Genomic DNA, 16,319 nt, shown 5'->3' on the forward strand with positions numbered 1-16,319 from the left:
GACAAATGCCCCGGGTCCGGCCCGGTGGCCATACCGCTCATCCAGAGGGGCAGAGGGAACGGCCCGTTGAAGCCCCGGCAACCCTCCAGCTGGTCTCGCGTCCTGTAGCGAGGCTCCCAGCTCGGGAAGGTGCCAATTCCGTCTCGTGGCGAAATGCGTCCCGAGGAAGATGAGGAGAAAGGGCCTCGCCTCCATGGCTGTGCAATCTGTCGAAAGCTCAACCACTTCCGCTGCCGCTTTCGGCCCCGCCGTCGCCCTGTCCTGCCGCGAGTGCGGTGAGCGCTTCGACCTCGGTCCCATCTTCGCGTGCGGGTCGTGTTTCGGGCCGCTCGAGGTCGCGTACGACCTGCCGAGCGGCGATCCGGAAGGGCTGCGCAAGCAGATCGAGGCCGGTCCGGACAACATCTGGCGCTATGCGCCGCTGCTGCCCGTCCCCGCCGACGTGGCCACACTCCCCAGCCTGAGCCCGGGCTTCACCCAGCTCGTCAAGGCCGACCGGCTCGCCCGTGAGCTGGGCATCACCGGCGAGCTGCACGTCAAGGACGACTCCGGCAACCCGACCCACTCCTTCAAGGACCGGGTCGTCGCCATCGCCGTCCAGGCGGCCCGCACGTTCGGCTTCACCACGCTGTCCTGCTCCTCCACCGGCAACCTGGCCGGTGCGGTGGGCGCCGCGGCCGCCCGTTCCGGCTTCCGCTCGTGCGTCTTCATCCCGCACGACCTGGAGGCGGGCAAGGTCGTCATGGCCGCCGTCTACGGCGGTGAGCTGGTCGGCATCGAGGGCACGTACGACGACGTCAACCGCTTCTGCAGCGAGCTGATCGGCGACCCCGTGGGCGAGGGCTGGGGCTTCGTCAACGTCAACCTGCGGCCGTACTACGGCGAGGGCTCCAAGACCCTGGCGTACGAGATCTGCGAGCAGCTCGGCTGGCGGCTGCCGGACCAGATCGTCATCCCGATCGCCTCCGGCTCCCAGCTCACCAAGATCGACAAGGGGCTCAAGGAGCTGATCGCGCTCGGTCTGGTCGAGGACAAGCCGTACAAGATCTTCGGCGCCCAGGCCGAGGGCTGCTCCCCGGTCTCCGCCGCCTTCAAGGCGGGCCACGACGTGGTGCGCCCGCAGAAGCCGAACACCATCGCCAAGTCGCTGGCCATCGGCAACCCGGCGGACGGCCCGTACGTCCTCGACATCGCGCGCCGCACCGGCGGCGCGGTGGAGGACGTCACCGACGAGCAGGTGGTCGACGCGATCAAGCTGCTCGCCCGCACCGAGGGGATCTTCGCGGAGACCGCGGGCGGCGTGACCGTCGGCGTGACCAAGAAGCTGATCGAGGACGGGCTTCTCGACCCGTCCCTGACGACCGTCGTTCTGAACACCGGCGACGGCCTCAAGACCCTCGACGCGGTGGCCCCCACTACGGGCCCCTCCGCCATCATCCGCCCCACCCTTGACTCGTTCCGAGAGGCAGGCCTCGCATGAGCGTCAACGTCCGAATCCCGACCATCCTGCGTACCTACACCGGCGGCCAGGCCGAGGTCAGTGCCGAGGGCGCGACCCTCACCGAGGTCCTGGCGGACCTGGAGAAGAACCACACGGGCATCGCGGCCCGCATCCTGGACGACACCGGCAAGCTGCGCCGCTTCGTGAACGTCTACGTCAACGACGACGACGTGCGGTTCGCCGAGGGCCTGGCCACGGCCACGCCGGACGGCGCCGGGGTGTCGATCATCCCCGCGGTCGCGGGTGGCTGACCCCACAGCCGAGGGTGGTTGCTGACGCCCCATCACCCCCCTCACCTCTGGAAATCGCCCCGTCCGGGAGAAACGGACGGGGCGATTCCGTGTGTGGAATCGCGATACAGTTGCCCCGCTTCCCCATCGGCCCCGGCGCCACCGCATATGAGAACTCGTCAACTTGTGCGCAAAGTGTGTGCGCGATTTGTCGGGTTGATACCCTATGCCCCGCCAGGTTTGCCCGAACTTCACAGGAATTCTCCACTTATTCCCGATCGGCCGTGCCCAGAATTCTCGTCCAATTGACCTGTTGCAGAGGGCGTTGGGACGGATACATTCAGCGGCGGTCGACGCGTTCCGGCGCACACCCCCCTCGACTCGGGGGGTGAGGTCTGACCCGGGTCCGCGGAGTGCGGTCCTGCGCAAGGGCCAGCAATAGGGGAGTTAGGAATGGCTCAGGGCACCGTCAAGTGGTTCAACGCGGAGAAGGGGTACGGCTTCATCGCGGTCGACGGTGGTGCGGACGTGTTCGTCCACTACAGTGCGATCCAGATGGACGGTTACCGCACCCTCGAGGAAGGCCAGCGGGTCGAGTTCGAGATCTCGCAGGGCCAGAAGGGCCCGCAGGCGGACATGGTCCGCGTGGCCGTAGGCTGACGCGCCGAACGCGAGGCAGCTGACAAGAAGTGCCGGAGGGCTCGTACCCCGCGAGGGGGCGGGCCCTCTGGCATGCCCGCGCGTCTCCGGGTTCCCCGCGCGGCCACCATCCCCCACGCCGTCCCCATGCCTCTCTTGACGCCCGTCGGGCGCTTGCACTCTCATGGGGCGAGTGCTAATTATTGCGTTAGCACTCTGAAGGTGAGAGTGACAGAAGGATCGGGTCGGTGAGGCAAGCCGACGCCGCGCGGGGCAAGGAACCGCACGGCAGGCAGGCCGTCCGTCGCGGGCGCCAGGCGCGGTCCGGAGCAATCCACCCCGTCTTGGGAGGACCACTTCACATGGCCAAGATCATCGCGTTCGACGAGGAGGCGCGGCGCGGCCTCGAGCGCGGGATGAACCAGCTCGCCGACGCCGTCAAGGTCACCCTCGGCCCCAAGGGCCGTAACGTCGTCCTCGAGAAGAAGTGGGGCGCCCCCACGATCACCAACGATGGTGTTTCCATCGCCAAGGAGATCGAACTCGAGGACCCGTACGAGAAGATCGGCGCCGAGCTGGTCAAGGAGGTCGCGAAGAAGACGGACGACGTCGCCGGTGACGGCACGACGACCGCGACCGTCCTCGCCCAGGCGCTGGTCAAGGAGGGTCTGCGGAACGTAGCCGCGGGCGCCAACCCGATGGCCCTCAAGCGCGGCATCGAGAAGGCCGTCGAGGCCGTCTCCGCCCAGCTGCTCGAGCAGGCCAAGGACGTGGAGACCAAGGAGCAGATCGCCTCCACCGCCTCCATCTCCGCCGCCGACACCCAGATCGGCGAGCTCATCGCCGAGGCGATGGACAAGGTCGGCAAGGAAGGCGTCATCACCGTCGAGGAGTCGCAGACCTTCGGGCTGGAGCTTGAGCTCACCGAGGGCATGCGCTTCGACAAGGGCTACATCTCCCCGTACTTCGCGACGGACATGGAGCGCATGGAGTCGTCGCTCGACGACCCGTACATCCTGATCGTCAACTCGAAGATCACCAGCGTGAAGGACCTCCTCCCGCTGCTCGAGAAGGTCATGCAGTCCGGCAAGCCGCTGCTGATCATCGCCGAGGACATCGAGGGCGAGGCGCTGGCGACCCTGGTCGTCAACAAGATCCGTGGCACCTTCAAGTCCGTCGCCGTCAAGGCTCCGGGCTTCGGTGACCGCCGCAAGGCCATGCTCGGCGACATCGCCATCCTCACCGGTGGCACGGTCATCTCCGAGGAGGTCGGCCTCAAGCTGGAGAACGCGGGTCTGGACCTGCTCGGCCGCGCCCGCAAGGTCACGGTCACCAAGGACGAGACCACGATCGTGGACGGCGCGGGCGACACCGACCAGGTGCAGGGCCGCGTCAACCAGATCCGTGCCGAGATCGAGAACTCGGACTCGGACTACGACCGCGAGAAGCTCCAGGAGCGCCTGGCGAAGCTGGCCGGCGGCGTGGCCGTCATCAAGGCCGGTGCCGCGACCGAGGTCGAGCTGAAGGAGCGCAAGCACCGCATCGAGGACGCGGTGCGCAACGCCAAGGCCGCCGTCGAGGAGGGCATCGTCGCCGGTGGTGGCGTGGCCCTGCTCCAGACCGTCTCGGTCTTCGAGAAGCTGGAGCTCGACGGTGACGAGGCCACCGGTGCCCAGGCTGTGCGCCTGGCCCTGGAGGCCCCGCTGAAGCAGATCGCCGTCAACGCCGGCCTTGAGGGCGGCGTCGTGGTGGAGAAGGTCCGCAACCTCACCCCGGGTCACGGCCTCAACGCCGCGACCGGTGAGTACATCGACCTGATCGCCGAGGGCATCATCGACCCGGCCAAGGTCACGCGCTCCGCGCTGCAGAACGCCGCGTCGATCGCCGCGCTGTTCCTCACCACCGAGGCCGTCATCGCCGACAAGCCCGAGAAGGCCGCTCCGGCGGGCGCCCCGGGTGGCATGCCGGGCGGTGACATGGACTTCTGATCGGCTTCGGCGCCCCCGCGCGCCGGTCGGTCACACCGTCCACTGACGACGGCGGGGCGGCACCCTTTCTCCCAGGGGTGCCGCCCCGCCGCCGTTTCTTTTTACGCCTTGGCCGCTTTTGCCTTGGCCGCTTATGTCCTGGCCGCTTCGAGGGCGGCGCGCAGATGACCGCCTCCCTCGGCGAGCAGCTTCTCGGCGGTGGGCGCGTCCACGCCGCCGAGGATCGTGAGGATGGCGTTCTTGGCCTCCCAGCCGGTGGCCGTCAGCGCGCTCTCGATCTGCTCGTCCGTGGCGCCGGTCGCCAGCGAGACGATTCGGCGCGTGCGCGCCCGCAGCTTCTCGTTCGAGGCGCGCACGTCGACCATCAGATTCCCGAAGGTCTTGCCCAGCCGGATCATGGTGATGGTCGAGATCATGTTGAGCACGAGCTTCTGCGCGGTACCCGCCTTGAGCCGGGTGGACCCGGTGAGCAGCTCAGGTCCGACGACGACCTCGATGCCGTGGTCGGCGGCCGCGGCGAGCGCCGAGCCCGCGTTGCACGACAGCCCGACGGTGAGCGCCCCCCGGCGGCGGGCGTGCTCGACGGCGCCCACGGCGTACGGGGTGCGGCCGGAGGCCGAGACGCCCACGACCGCGTCCTTCGGGCCGACCCCGAGCCGGTCCAGGTCTTCGGCGGCCAGCTCCGCGCTGTCCTCCGCCCCCTCCACGGACGACACCACGGCGCTCGGCCCGCCCGCGATCACCCCGACCACCCGGTCCGGCGGGGTGTTGAACGTGGGCGGGCACTCGCTCGCGTCGAGCACCCCGAGCCGCCCGGCGGTGCCCGCGCCCGCGTACAGCAGCCGTCCGCCGTCCGCCATGCGCGCGGCGATGCCGTCGATGGCGGCGGAGATCCGGGGGAGCTGGGCGGCGACGGCGGCGGGGACTCCGGCGTCCTCGGCGTTCATGATGCGGGCGATCTCGACGGTGTCGAGCCGGTCGATCTCGGCGAGTTCGGGGCGGAACGCCTCGGTGGTGAGGGTCTCCAGCTGGGCGCGGAGCTGTCGCTCTTGCTGGTGCTGCTGGTGCTGATCGGCGGCGGAAGTCATGGCGAAGCGGCTCTTCCCTACGTAAGCGGGACGGTGGGGGATGGCGTTGCGCGTTGCCCGTGGCCAGGGCTCGGTCTCAGCGGTGGCTGGGGCGGGGGTCGTGCCGGTGTGCGAGCGCCTCGTACGAGGCGGACAGGGCGGGGGCCGCGCTCTCGTACGTGCGCTGCGCCACGCCTATGAACAGGCAGTCCACCACCAGCAGCTGGCTGGTGCGGCTGGACATGGCCGCCGGGCGCAGCTCGCTCTCGCGCGCGGTGGAGGTGGTGAGGACGAGGTCCGCGTACTGTGCGACCTCGCCGTCCGGGCGGCCGGTGATCGCGATGGTGGTCGCCCCGCGTTCGAAGGCGACGCGCAGCGGCTCGATGACGTCCGTCGTCCGCCCCGAATGGGTGATCGCGAGCGCGACGTCGCGGGAGTGCAGTTGTACGGCGTTGGTGACGGCCAGATGGGGATCCGCGTGCGCGTGCGCGATCAGGCCGATCCGCAGCAGCTTCTGGACCAGGTCCTGGGCGACCAGGTTCGACGCGCCGATGCCGTACACATCGATCCGGCGGGCGGCGGCGACCGCGGCGACCGCGGCCTCGACCTGGCCGGGGTCGAGCCCCGCGGCGGTGTCGGCCAGACACTGCTGCTCCTCCTGCGCGAGCTTGGCGATCACGTCGCCGATCGGGTCGTCGACCGCGATGTCCGCCGTGACGGCCGGTGCCCGGCCCGCCGCCTGCTGCGCGGCGAGCGCGGCGAGCGCGAGGCGCAGATCGCGGTATCCGGGGTAGCCGAGGAGCCGGGAGGTGCGGACGACGGTGGCCTCGCTGGTACCGGTGCGCTCGGCGAGCCCGGTGACGGTGAGCGCCGCGCAGCCCGCCGGATCGCCCGCGACGGCCTCGGCGACGCGCTGCATCGAGCGCGTCATGGACGGGCCCAGGGTGCGTACCTTCGCCGCGAGGGCGGAAGGGGCGGGCACGGCGGGGTCGGTGAGGGGAGTGAAAGTTTCCTTCAACTTGCTGCTCACATCTGAAAACTATTTCCAGCCACGAGGCCCGTCAAGACTGCGCGCGGAGGCGGTTTCGAGGCCGTTTCGACGTGGGAAGGCGGGGCGACGAAGCAAAGGTGACAATGGGACCCATGAAGCTCGAACACGCACTGCACGCGGCACGCGCGCTCGTCCTGGCCGACCTCGCGGCGGGAGACGTCGCCCACGCCGACATCGTCTCGCTCGTCGAGGACGCCATCGCGCATCGCCGCTGGTGGGTCGAGCAATGGCCGGAAGGCGTGGCGTTCGTCAGCGGTCTGGTCGCCCAGGACGTCCAGGACGCCCTGCTGGAGCGCTACGGCCGCTGGCCCCTGTGCCCGGTCTGCACCACGGGCGGCGACCTCCACGCCCTCGACGTGCAACCCGAACTGGGCCCCGATCCGCACTGGGTCTGCGGCAAGACGGCGGTCGCGGTGGCCCCTGTGGGCCGACTCGGGACCACCCTCTGATGGCCGTACTGATCGACCCGCCCTCGTGGCCGGGCCACGGCCGCATGTGGTCCCACCTGGTGAGCGACGTCTCGTACGACGAACTCCACGCCTTCGCCATCCGCATCGGCGCCCCGCGCCGCGGCTTCGACCGCGACCACTACGACGTCCCGAGCGACCTCTACGCGCGGGCGGTGCGCGAGGGCGCGGAGGAGGTCGGCTGCAAGGAGCTGCTGCGCAGGCTCACGGCGGCGGGCCTGCGCCGCCGCCGGGTGCCCGCGGCGCGCGGCTGAGGACATACCGCTGAGGGCTTACCGGACCCGGCTCACGACGCCTCCGAAGCGACCTCCGCCTCGCGGGCGGGCGAGGCCGCCGCCGACGACTTGGCGATGATGTGGGACGAGGCATCCGCGCGGTGCAGCCGCCCCGCGATCGCCGTCGTCACGATGCCCGTACCGGCCAGGGCCGCGCCCGTCCAGGCGACCGCCGGGTAGCCCCAGCCCGCGTCGATGACCAGGCCGCCGAGCCAGGGGCCCACCGTGTTGCCGATGTTGAAGGCGGAGGTCGTGGTCGCGCCCGCGAGCGTCGGGGCGGCGTTCGCGACGTTGAACATGCGGGCGTTGAGCGCGGGCGCGGTGAAGAAGGCGGTGAAGCCGAGCAGCAGCGACAGGCCCACGGCCGCGACCGGGCTGTGCGCGGTCAGCGCGAGGACGCCCAGCACGACGGTCGAGGCGGTGATGCCGCCGTACATCGTCCCGAACAGGTGCGCGTCCGCGATCCGCCCGCCGATCGCCGTACCGATCAGCGCGCCGACCCCGAACAGCGCCAGGACCGTGGGCACCCAGCCCTCGTCCAGCCCGGCCACGTCCGTGAGCAGGGGCCCGAGGTACGAGAACAGGCAGAAGACCGCGCCCCCGCTCAGCGCGGTGCTGACCAGCGCGAGCCAGACCTGACGGTCGCGGTAGATCCGCAACTCGGCCTTCAGCCGCGGTCGGTCGTCCCCGGTCGGCACCTCCGTACGCGGTACGAGCGCGATCACCCCGATCAGCCCCAGCACCGACAGCCCGGCCACCGCCCAGAAGGCCGACCGCCACCCCGCGGTCTGCCCCAGGAATGCCCCGGCCGGAACCCCCGCGATGTTCGCGACGCTGAGCCCGCCGACCATCACCGACATGGCCCGCGCCCGTGCGTTCACCGGCACCAGCGACACGGCCACCGCCGCCCCCACGGCCCAGAACCCGGCACACGCGAGCGCGCTCACCACCCGCGACGCGAACAACACCCCATACGACGGCGCCACCGCCCCCGCGACCTGCCCGAGCCCGAACACGGCGAGCAGCGCGATCAACGTCGTCCGCCGAGGCAACCGGAGCGTGGCCGCCGCCAGCACCGGCGCCCCGACCACCATCCCGATGGCGAACGCCGATATGAGCAGCCCGGCCGTGGGGATCGTCACCCCCATGTCCCGGGCAACGGGTTGCAGCAGCCCGGACAGCATGAATTCGGAGGTCCCGAGGGCGAAAACGGACAGGCCAAGTACATAAACGGCGATGGGCATGCCGACGTCAACGCCCCGGCGGGGTTCGCCATTCCTCGCCGTCCTCGTCCGGCTCGTCGGTGGAGACCTCGGCATAGGAGAGGAGCCGTCCACCCCTGCTCTCGGCGACGCGCAACGCGTCCGTCAATGCCTCCGTCAGTCGGCAGGCCAGGAAGCGAAGCTCTACGACGCCAGCCTTCTCGTTCGTAAGCAACGTCTTGGCGTGCCCCAGCAGTTGGGTGCCCATGCCGAGTTGGAGTGCCTCGATCTGGTCTGCCTTCCGGCTCAACCGACTGTTGTCATCGTCCGTCGACAAGTAGCAGGGCTTGCCCTCTGGGCCGGTCCACGGAAGAAGGCGTAGGTCGTTCATGACATCAGCTCCGCTCAGCTGTTCCCCGGACACCCCGAACGGGCACCGTGTGTAGTCAATTGGTGACCAGGGCAACGCGGTAGCCAATAGAATGAGACGCCTTGAACGGCAGCTCGCAAGTCTGCGACCTGCTGCGATGCTGGTCGTGATCACATAGCGAGAGGTCACAGGTTATTCGGAGGCGTACGTCAGCAGGGTGGAGGCCGGGAAGCTCCTGCCGAGGCCGAGCGAGAAGTTCGCGAAGGGCTGCGACACCGCCTTCGGTACGGGGCAGTTGTTCGCGGACATGCTCCGGAGGATCGACGAGGGTGACCACCCCTCGTGGTTCACCCCGTACCTCAACCTGGAGCGCAAAGCATCGCGGGTGCTGGACTACTCGGCGAACCTCGTGATCGGCATCCTGCAGACGGAGGACTATGCAGAGGCCGTCTTCCGCTCCTACTTCTCGAAGGAGGAAGCCGAGGCGATCGAGGGCAAAGTCGCCACGCGGCTGAGTCGGCGTGAGGTGTTCGAGGCGGAGGCTCCGCCGTACCTCTGGGCCATCCTGAACGAGGCGTGCCTGCGAACGGTGGTCGGCGGTGCCGAGGTCATGAGTGGGCAGCTTGAGTACCTGCTGACGGCTGCCGCGTCACCCCACTTCACGCTTCAGGTCCTGCCGTTCTCGGCAGGCGTGCGCTTCCCGGACGCTCCCACGGTGCTGTACACCGAGACCCGGGTAGGAGGGAGGATGCACGACGCTCCTCAGACGGTCGCCGCCGCCCTGGATGACTATGATCTGCTCAGGGCAAATGCGCTGTCCCCGGATCGATCAACGGCCCTGATCAAGACTCTGGTGAAGGAGTACCGCACATGAGTGCTGACTTGGATCTCACCGCTGCCGAGTGGATCAAGTCCTCGTACAGCGACGCCAATGGCGGCCAGTGCGTGGAATTTTCCCGCACCTTCGCCCAGACCCACGGCGCCGTGCCGGTTCGCGACTCCAAGACCCCGCACGGGCCGACGCTGAGCTTCCCGGCGGAGGGCTGGTCGTCGTTCGTCTCCGCCCTCATACGAAGCGAGTTCCCTGAGGCATAACCCTGGGGTCACACGCGTATCGCCCATAGCGTGCCGCTGCCGTCGAGGAGCGCGATCGAGCCGCCGCTCGCGGCAGGCTCGCTCATGGCCGTGCTGTCGAACTGGCCCGTCCAGAGCGTGCGGCCGTGCTCCACTCCGACGATCCGCGCGCTGGTCCAGCGCTGGAACACCCGCGCCTGCTCTGTCCCGGAGAGCAGGGCGTATTTTCCTGTAGCCGCCACTCTCTGAGCATCGGCGTGCCATCGTTTCGTACCGTCGTCGGCGGCCAGGCACACCGGTCCCGATCCCGTTTGCAGGACGAACCCGCCCGCCACGCTCGTCGTCGACTGTTCTTCCAGGTCAGCCTCTTGGTACGTACTGCCGTAGGTCCAGGTCTTCTCGCCGGTGTGTCCGTTCAGTGCGGTCGGTTTCCGGCGCGGCCCCGCGGCCAGCGGAAGGAACACCGTGGTGCCCGACACCAGCTCGTCGAGCGGCTGGAAGGCCCCGCTGACGAAGGTGTCCGGTTTGGTCTTCTGGAACGGGCTCCGCCACATCACCTCACCTGTGTCCGCCTTGCGGCAGACGAGGTCGACGGGGACCGTCTTGCCGTCCTCGTAGCAGAGCAGGCCCTCGCCCAAGGGCTGCGCCAGGTCGCCCTGCGGCTGGAAGTTGGAGTGTGTCCACAGCTTCTTGCCCGTCTTGCCGACTACGGCGGTCCCACCGCACAGGATCAGGTCGCCGGCCAGCATCCACGTGGCGTCGTAGGGGGAGGACACGTCGATCGCCCAGCGCTCGTCGCCGGTGCGCGGATCCATTCCGCTCACCCGACCGCCCTCTTCGGTGATCAGCAGGCCGCTGGGCCGGTGCACATCCAGCCCCATGGCGCTGATGGAGACCGGATGCTGCCACCGGCGCTCGCCGGTGGCGGCGTCGAAGGCGTGCACCAGTCCGCCTTTGCTGTCGGAGTCCTGGGTCAGGGCGAGCAGCGTGCCGCCGACGACCGTGAAGCGTGTCTCCCGGGACCAGGCCACGTTCAGGGACACCTTCCACAGACGCTTGCCGGTGGCAAGGTCGAAGGTGTGGAGCGCGGCGGTGTCCTTGTAGTAGTGGCCGGCGGCCACATGACACCGGCCGTCGGCCAGGACGACGTCCGGACCGTCGGAGTTGATCACGTCGACGTCTGCGATCTTCTGCGACCAGGCGACCGGGTCCCGCTCGGGGTCGCCGGTCAGGTACATCGCCGCCGCCCCTCCGGCGACCGCGACCGCGGCGACGCCCGCGCCGCGCCGGAGCAGGCTGCGCCGGCTCATGCCTGTTCCACCGGACGGCCCGGCAGGCGCATGAACCGTGGACGCCGCCGCGAGATCGTCGGATACGGAGGCAGCCGAAGGTGGTGCGCTCGCCCCGTGCTCCTCCCGGTCGGCGATGGTGGGGGTGTAGCGACGGGCCGCGGGTACGGCCTGTCGCCCACCACCGAAGCGCCGCAGCTCGTCGGCGAGCACGGCCGCCGATTCGTATCGCTCCCGCGGGTCCTTGGCGAGCAGCCGACCGACCAGGCGGTCCCACGGAGCGGAGACGCCGGGGGCGAGGCTGCTCGGTGCGGGGGGCGGATCGTGAAGGTGCGCCGTGACATACGCGAGGGTGTCCGGGGCGTCGAACGGCAGCCGCCCGGTGAGCAGTTCGAACAGCACACACCCGAGGGAGTACAGGTCGCTGCGCTGCTCGGGGCGCCCGCGTGCCTGCTCCGGTGCCATGTACGCGGCCGTGCCCACCATGAACCCGGTGTGGGTCAGCCGGTCACCGGTAGCCGAGGGGTCGGCGGCGCGGGCAATACCGAAGTCGAGCACCTTCAGGCTGCCCGAGGCCGCTACGAACAGATTCGCGGGCTTGATGTCGCGGTGGAGGATGCCTGCAGCATGCGCCTCACTCAGCGCGTCGCATACCTGCGCCCCCCACTGCGCCACCTCCTCCTCACCGACGGGTCCGCGCTGGACAACGGCGTCCAGGCCCTCGCCCCGGAGCAGTTCCATCACGAGGAACGGCGTCGTGCCCTGGCCGGTGGCTGCCTCACCGAGGTCGTGGACGGTCACGATGTGGGGATGCTGAAGCGCGGCGGTGATCCGCGCCTCCCGCAGAAACCGGGCGCGCGCCTCGTCGGCCCGACTGCCGCCACCCGCAAGGGCCGAGATCACCTTGACCGCGACCGGCCGCCGCAGACTGGCGTCCCGTGCCTCCCACACCTCCCCCATCCCGCCGCGCCCCAGCGGGCGGACCAGGCGGTAGCGGTCAGCGAGTATCAGATCCCGGTCGTCCACAGCCCCACGTCCCCCGGTGGTAAGCAGTTTTCACTCGGCAGCGTTGATCGTAGACCGTGCCCCCGGTGACACAGGATCCGGGCAACAGCGGATATCGCTAACGCGACTGCAGAAGCTCCAGCTCCGTGGCCATGTTGTGGCGGGCCGCCTGCTCCCAGCGGTCGTGGGCGAACGGGGTGCGGAACAGGCACGGGAGGCCCAGGAGGTGGCGGAGGACGTTCGCGCGGCCTTCGCGGAAGGTGTCGTCGGGGACGAAGGCGTACTCCTCGCGGACCAACGCCGCGTAGGCGCTGTAGTTGTCGGGGGAGCCCGCCAGCACCGCGAGGTCGGCGTCGCAGAGGACTTCGCCGTTGGTGTCGCCCTCGGCGGGGTCGTGGTCGGTGGTGAGGCGGACCAGGCGGGCGGTCTCGGTGGCGCGGGCCTCCGGGACGCCCGCTTCCGGGAGGGCGCGTTCGGCGAGGCGGGCGCTGCGGTCCTCGTTGTTCGAGCGATCGGGGAGGTAGACCGCGTCGTGGAACCAGGCGGCGAGGCTGATCGCGGCGGGGTCGGGGGCGTGGGTGTGTTCCAGCAGCTCGTCGATGCGGTCCAGGACCGCGATCAGGTGGTCGGTGGTGTGATAGCGGCGCTGGGGTTCGGCCCAGCGGGAGAGGAGGTCGCGGCCGTACGGGGCCGGGTCGGGGGTGGTGGTGTCGCGGGCGCTGTCGAGGAGGAGCGCCCAGCGGGTGAGGAGCGCGGGGTGGTCGGACATGGGCCCCATTCTCTGGGGTGCGGGTTGCGGGGGAAGTGGGGTATGGCAAGCTATGCAGCATGTCTAGACCAATTCTCGAGGTTATCGCCCTCCATTCGGAGGACGCGATCGCGGCAGAGGCCGGAGGGGCGGACCGTCTTGAGCTGGTCACCGACATGGCCGCCGATGGGCTGACGCCCTCCCGGGAGACCTTCGCCGCCGTCCGTTCGGCGGTGGATCTGCCGGTGCGGGTGATGCTCCGGGCCTGCGACGGGTTCTCGGCGGGGGACGCCGTGGCCGTCGACGCGCTGTGCCGCAAGGCCGCCGCGCTGCAGGCGGAGGGCGCGGACGAGTTCGTGCTCGGCTTCCTCGCCGCCGACGGTCTGGCCGACCTGACCGCCGTCGCCGCGCTGATCGAGGTCATCGGCGCCGGGCCGGGCGTGGACGAGAGCCGCTGGACCTTCCACCGGGCCATCGACCGCGCCGCCGACCGCGACGTCCTCCGTCGGCAACTGGCCGGGCTCCCGGGCCTGGACACCTATCTCACCGCCGGTTCGGCCCACGGCGTCGACCAGGGGCTGCCGACCCTCCGGGCCGAGGTCGCGCGTGGCGGGGCGCCGGGGTACGAGGCGCGGGTCATGGTCGGCGGCGGCCTTCGCCTCGACCACCTGCCTGAGCTGCGCGCCGCGGGCGTCACCGCCTTCCACATCGGCAGCGCCGCCCGCCCCGGCGGCTGGCACGGTCCGGTGGACGCGGCTGCCGTGGAGCAGTGGCGTCTCGCGCTCGACGCCGCGGTTCCGGTGGGGTGAGCGGGTCGTTCGGGGTGGGCTGAGCCTTGCCTTGGAGCTGCCGGTTGCTGAGGGCTGAGGCCCTTGGAGCATGGGGGGCGGTGGGGCGCGCCGACCACGGTCGGTGACGGTGAGGAGGGGGCGGGGTCGTAGCCCCGCCCCAGGCCGCACCCGGAAACCGCACCCGGAAACCGCACCCGGAAACCGCGGACGGGGCCACGATGTGGGCGCGGGCGGGCCCGCCCCCCGGCCCGGCCCGTCGCCCGTCGCCAGCCGCCGGGTTGTGGTGGCGGGGAGAGGGACGCATCCCCCGCACGCCGCTCGCTGGGTTACGTCAGCCGCTCCGGCAGCGGGGCCGCGTGTACCACCGTCAGGCCCGAGACGGCTCGGGTCAGGGCTACGTACAGGCGGCGCAGGCCCGTGCGTTCGTCGGGTTCGCCGTCGACCACGGCGGCCGGTTCGTCCAGGACCACGTAGTCGTACTCCAGACCCTTCGCCAGCGTCGCCGGTACGAGGGTCAGTCGGGCCTCGGGGCTGGTCTCCTCGCCGGGGGAGAGGTGGGGCAGGCCCGCCTCGGCGAGGGCGGAGGCCAGGGTGGGGATGCGGGCGTCGGCCGCGATGAGGCCGATGGAGCCCTCGTGGGCCAGGGCCTCGCGGCAGGCGGTGACGACCGCCGTGTCGAGGTCGGACGGGTTCACGGCCCGTACGGCGAAGTCGCCCGCCGCCTCGCGGATCGAGGTGGCCTCCGACAGGCCGGGCGCGATGGCGGGCAGCAGGCGCGACGCGTACGCGATCACCTCGCGCGGCACGCGGAAGCCCTGGGTCAGTTCCTCGACCGTGGAGCCGGGTTTGCCCAGGTGGGTGAGGGCCTCGTCCCAACTGGACGTCGCCCAGGGGGTGGTGCCCTGGGCGAGGTCGCCGAGGATGGTGGCGGAGCCGGTGGTGCAGCGGCGGCCCACGGCGCGGTACTGCATGGGGGACAGGTCCTGCGCCTCGTCGAGGACCACATGGCCCAGGGAGTGCGTGCGCTCGATGAGGTCGGTGGCCTCGTCGATGAGCACCGCGTCCGGCGGGGACCACTTCGCGGACTTCACGCTGCGCGGCGGCTTGGCCCACAGGATGGTCTTCTGCTCGTCGGCGGTGAGGATGCCGTCGCCGTGAGCGGCCAGGAAGTCGGCGTCGGAGAGCAGCCGCAGCACGAGCTTGGCGGGCTCGACGGGCGGCCAGATGGCCTTGACCGCCGCCTTCACGGCGGGGTTACGGGCCACCGCGTCCTGGACGCGGTCGTCCGGGGCCTCGCCCGCCTGCTCCATGCGGACGAGCACGGCGTGCGCGATGCGCTGCGGCAGGGCGTCGCGGGCCGCGCCGTAACGGATGTCGCGGGCCAGTAGTTCCGCCACGGTCTCCTCGATCTCGTACGCCGGTACCCGCCAGCGGCGCGAGCCGCGGACCACGACGCACGGTTCGGTGGGCGGGGTGACGTGCGAGCGCAGGGCCCGGCGCAGCACCTCGGCCATGCGGGCGTCGCCCTTGATACGGGCCACGTCGGCGGAGTCGGCGCCGCGCACCTCGACGCCCGTGGCGGGGCGCGCCACCAGGTCCTCGACGGTCGCCTGGGCGACCTGCAACTCGCCCAGCGCGGGCAGGACTTGCTCGATGTAGTGGAGGAAGGACCGGTTCGGGCCGATGACGAGGGTGCCGGAGCGGGCCAGCCGCTCGCGGTGGGCGTAGAGCAGATAGGCGACCCGGTGCAGGCCGACCGCCGTCTTCCCGGTGCCCGGCGCCCCCTGGACGCAGACGGTGCCGCCGATTCCGGCGCGGACGATCTCGTCCTGTTCGGGCTGGATCGTCGCGACGATGTCCCGCATGGGGCCGACGCGGGGCCGCTCGATCTCGGACTGGAGGAGTTTGCTGGACTTCTCCGCCTCGGCGGGGTCGCTGAGCTTCTCGTCCTCGTACGCGGTCAGCTCGCCGCCGGTGTAGCCGAAGCGGCGGCGCAGCCCGACGTCCATGGGCGCCTTCTTGGACGCCTGGTAGAAGGGCTGTGAGACGGGGGCGCGCCAGTCGATGACCATGGGGTCGCCGTCGGCGTCGTGCACATGGCGGCGGCCGATGTAGAACGATTCGCCCTCGGCTCCCTCCGCCTCCTCCGCGCTCGGCGCGTGCAGATAGTCGAGGCGGCCGAAGAAGAGCGGGGTGTGGGAGAGGTCGGCGAGGGCCTTGATGCGCTCGCTGACCTGGTGGTGCAGGGCCTCGGCGTTGACCCAGTTCGCGGCGACGTCCCGGAGGTCGAGGGCCTCCACGTCGGCGCGCATGGCACGCAGGGCGGCGCGGGAGGCGGCGAGATGGGCGCGTTCCCGCGCGAGCGGGTCGGGCAGGGGCTCGGGCAGGAGGTCCGTCAAGGGATCGGTCAGGGATCCTGGCTGGTCAGGGGCGTGCGAGGGCACGGCGTAGCCTCCGGGCGGATACACGAAGCAGGGTTGCGGCAGGTCGCTACGTACGTCGGTACGTACGACGAGATGCCGACCGGTTTCCGTCCGGGCGGCGGCTCTCCCCAGCGGGAGGCGGCAAGACCGGGGATTGTAGCCAGGGCATGGACGGGCCGCGAACGATTTATCACGGCCG

Annotated in this window: 16 protein-coding genes and 1 riboswitch; of the genes, 9 read left to right on the forward strand and 7 right to left on the reverse strand. The window is 70.7% G+C overall.

Annotated features, from left to right (window positions below):
- The first annotated feature begins 34 nt into the window (after positions 1 to 34).
- Positions 35 to 176: riboswitch (SAM riboswitch) on the forward strand.
- A 17-nt stretch (positions 177 to 193) separates the two neighbouring features.
- The 4 genes from thrC (at position 194) to groL (ending at position 4,358) form a co-directional block, all read left to right on the forward strand.
- Entirely contained in the window at positions 194 to 1,480 is a 1,287-nt protein-coding gene (gene thrC / locus ACZ59A_RS22385) for a threonine synthase (RefSeq protein WP_470960977.1), read from the forward strand.
- Positions 1,477 to 1,752 carry a MoaD/ThiS family protein gene (locus ACZ59A_RS22390; protein WP_468049631.1) on the forward strand — a complete coding sequence of 92 codons (276 nt, stop codon included), beginning with the start codon at positions 1,477 to 1,479 and terminating at the stop codon, positions 1,750 to 1,752. Before thrC ends, ACZ59A_RS22390 begins: the two co-directional genes overlap by 4 nt.
- A 432-nt stretch (positions 1,753 to 2,184) precedes the next feature.
- Positions 2,185 to 2,391 (forward strand): cold-shock protein, encoded by a 207-nt coding sequence (locus tag ACZ59A_RS22395; protein WP_009716982.1) that lies wholly within the window; start codon positions 2,185 to 2,187, stop codon positions 2,389 to 2,391.
- A 341-nt stretch (positions 2,392 to 2,732) separates the two neighbouring features.
- Positions 2,733 to 4,358 carry a chaperonin GroEL gene (gene groL, locus ACZ59A_RS22400; RefSeq protein WP_470960980.1) on the forward strand — a complete coding sequence of 542 codons (1,626 nt, stop codon included), beginning with the start codon at positions 2,733 to 2,735 and terminating at the stop codon, positions 4,356 to 4,358.
- A gap of 131 nt (positions 4,359 to 4,489) precedes the next feature.
- Here groL and murQ read toward each other — a convergent pair whose 3' ends face one another.
- Both murQ and ACZ59A_RS22410 read right to left on the reverse strand, forming a co-directional pair.
- Entirely contained in the window at positions 4,490 to 5,446 is a 957-nt protein-coding gene (gene murQ, locus ACZ59A_RS22405; RefSeq protein WP_470960982.1) for an N-acetylmuramic acid 6-phosphate etherase, read from the reverse strand.
- Positions 5,447 to 5,522: 76 nt separating this feature from the next.
- Positions 5,523 to 6,455 carry a MurR/RpiR family transcriptional regulator gene (locus ACZ59A_RS22410; RefSeq protein ID WP_468049627.1) on the reverse strand — a complete coding sequence of 311 codons (933 nt, stop codon included), beginning with the start codon at positions 6,453 to 6,455 and terminating at the stop codon, positions 5,523 to 5,525.
- Positions 6,456 to 6,568: 113 nt separating this feature from the next.
- Between ACZ59A_RS22410 and ACZ59A_RS22415 the strand changes: the two genes are divergently transcribed.
- Positions 6,569 to 6,925 carry a hypothetical protein gene (locus ACZ59A_RS22415; protein WP_468049625.1) on the forward strand — a complete coding sequence of 119 codons (357 nt, stop codon included), beginning with the start codon at positions 6,569 to 6,571 and terminating at the stop codon, positions 6,923 to 6,925.
- Positions 6,925 to 7,197, forward strand: coding sequence for a DUF4031 domain-containing protein (locus ACZ59A_RS22420; RefSeq protein WP_468049624.1), 273 nt, complete (start codon positions 6,925 to 6,927; stop codon positions 7,195 to 7,197). The genes ACZ59A_RS22415 and ACZ59A_RS22420 overlap by 1 nt, the downstream gene beginning before the upstream one ends.
- A gap of 32 nt (positions 7,198 to 7,229) precedes the next feature.
- Here ACZ59A_RS22420 and ACZ59A_RS22425 read toward each other — a convergent pair whose 3' ends face one another.
- Positions 7,230 to 8,462: a Cmx/CmrA family chloramphenicol efflux MFS transporter gene (locus tag ACZ59A_RS22425; protein ID WP_470960985.1), complete on the reverse strand. Its 1,233-nt coding sequence runs from the start codon at positions 8,460 to 8,462 to the stop codon at positions 7,230 to 7,232.
- A 7-nt stretch (positions 8,463 to 8,469) separates the two neighbouring features.
- On the reverse strand, positions 8,470 to 8,730 hold the full coding sequence (locus ACZ59A_RS22430) for a hypothetical protein (protein ID WP_470960987.1): 261 nt from the start codon (positions 8,728 to 8,730) through the stop codon (positions 8,470 to 8,472).
- A 277-nt stretch (positions 8,731 to 9,007) separates the two neighbouring features.
- Here ACZ59A_RS22430 and ACZ59A_RS22435 point away from each other — a divergent pair, with 277 nt between their 5' ends.
- Both ACZ59A_RS22435 and ACZ59A_RS22440 read left to right on the forward strand, forming a co-directional pair.
- Positions 9,008 to 9,664, forward strand: coding sequence for a DUF5753 domain-containing protein (locus ACZ59A_RS22435; protein WP_470960989.1), 657 nt, complete (start codon positions 9,008 to 9,010; stop codon positions 9,662 to 9,664).
- A complete protein-coding gene (locus ACZ59A_RS22440; protein WP_470960991.1) occupies positions 9,661 to 9,885 on the forward strand; it encodes a DUF397 domain-containing protein in 225 nt (74 codons plus the stop codon). Before ACZ59A_RS22435 ends, ACZ59A_RS22440 begins: the two co-directional genes overlap by 4 nt.
- An 8-nt stretch (positions 9,886 to 9,893) precedes the next feature.
- Here ACZ59A_RS22440 and ACZ59A_RS22445 read toward each other — a convergent pair whose 3' ends face one another.
- Positions 9,894 to 12,179: a protein kinase domain-containing protein gene (locus tag ACZ59A_RS22445; RefSeq protein WP_470960993.1), complete on the reverse strand. Its 2,286-nt coding sequence runs from the start codon at positions 12,177 to 12,179 to the stop codon at positions 9,894 to 9,896.
- A 97-nt stretch (positions 12,180 to 12,276) separates the two neighbouring features.
- Entirely contained in the window at positions 12,277 to 12,927 is a 651-nt protein-coding gene (locus ACZ59A_RS22450; RefSeq protein ID WP_470960995.1) for an HD domain-containing protein, read from the reverse strand.
- A gap of 59 nt (positions 12,928 to 12,986) precedes the next feature.
- On the opposite strand from ACZ59A_RS22450, the gene ACZ59A_RS22455 reads away from it, so the two are divergent.
- Positions 12,987 to 13,715, forward strand: a complete 729-nt coding sequence (locus tag ACZ59A_RS22455; RefSeq protein WP_470960997.1) for a copper homeostasis protein CutC — start codon at positions 12,987 to 12,989, stop codon at positions 13,713 to 13,715.
- Between the two features lie 308 nt (positions 13,716 to 14,023).
- On the opposite strand, the gene ACZ59A_RS22460 is transcribed toward ACZ59A_RS22455, so the two are convergent.
- The gene (locus ACZ59A_RS22460; RefSeq protein WP_470961782.1) at positions 14,024 to 16,141 is read right to left on the reverse strand and encodes a HelD family protein; all 2,118 of its coding nucleotides are present in this window, start codon (positions 16,139 to 16,141) and stop codon (positions 14,024 to 14,026) included.
- Between the last annotated feature and the right edge of the window lie 178 nt (positions 16,142 to 16,319).

The sequence above is a fragment of the Streptomyces sp. NPDC040405 genome, from assembly GCF_055595765.1.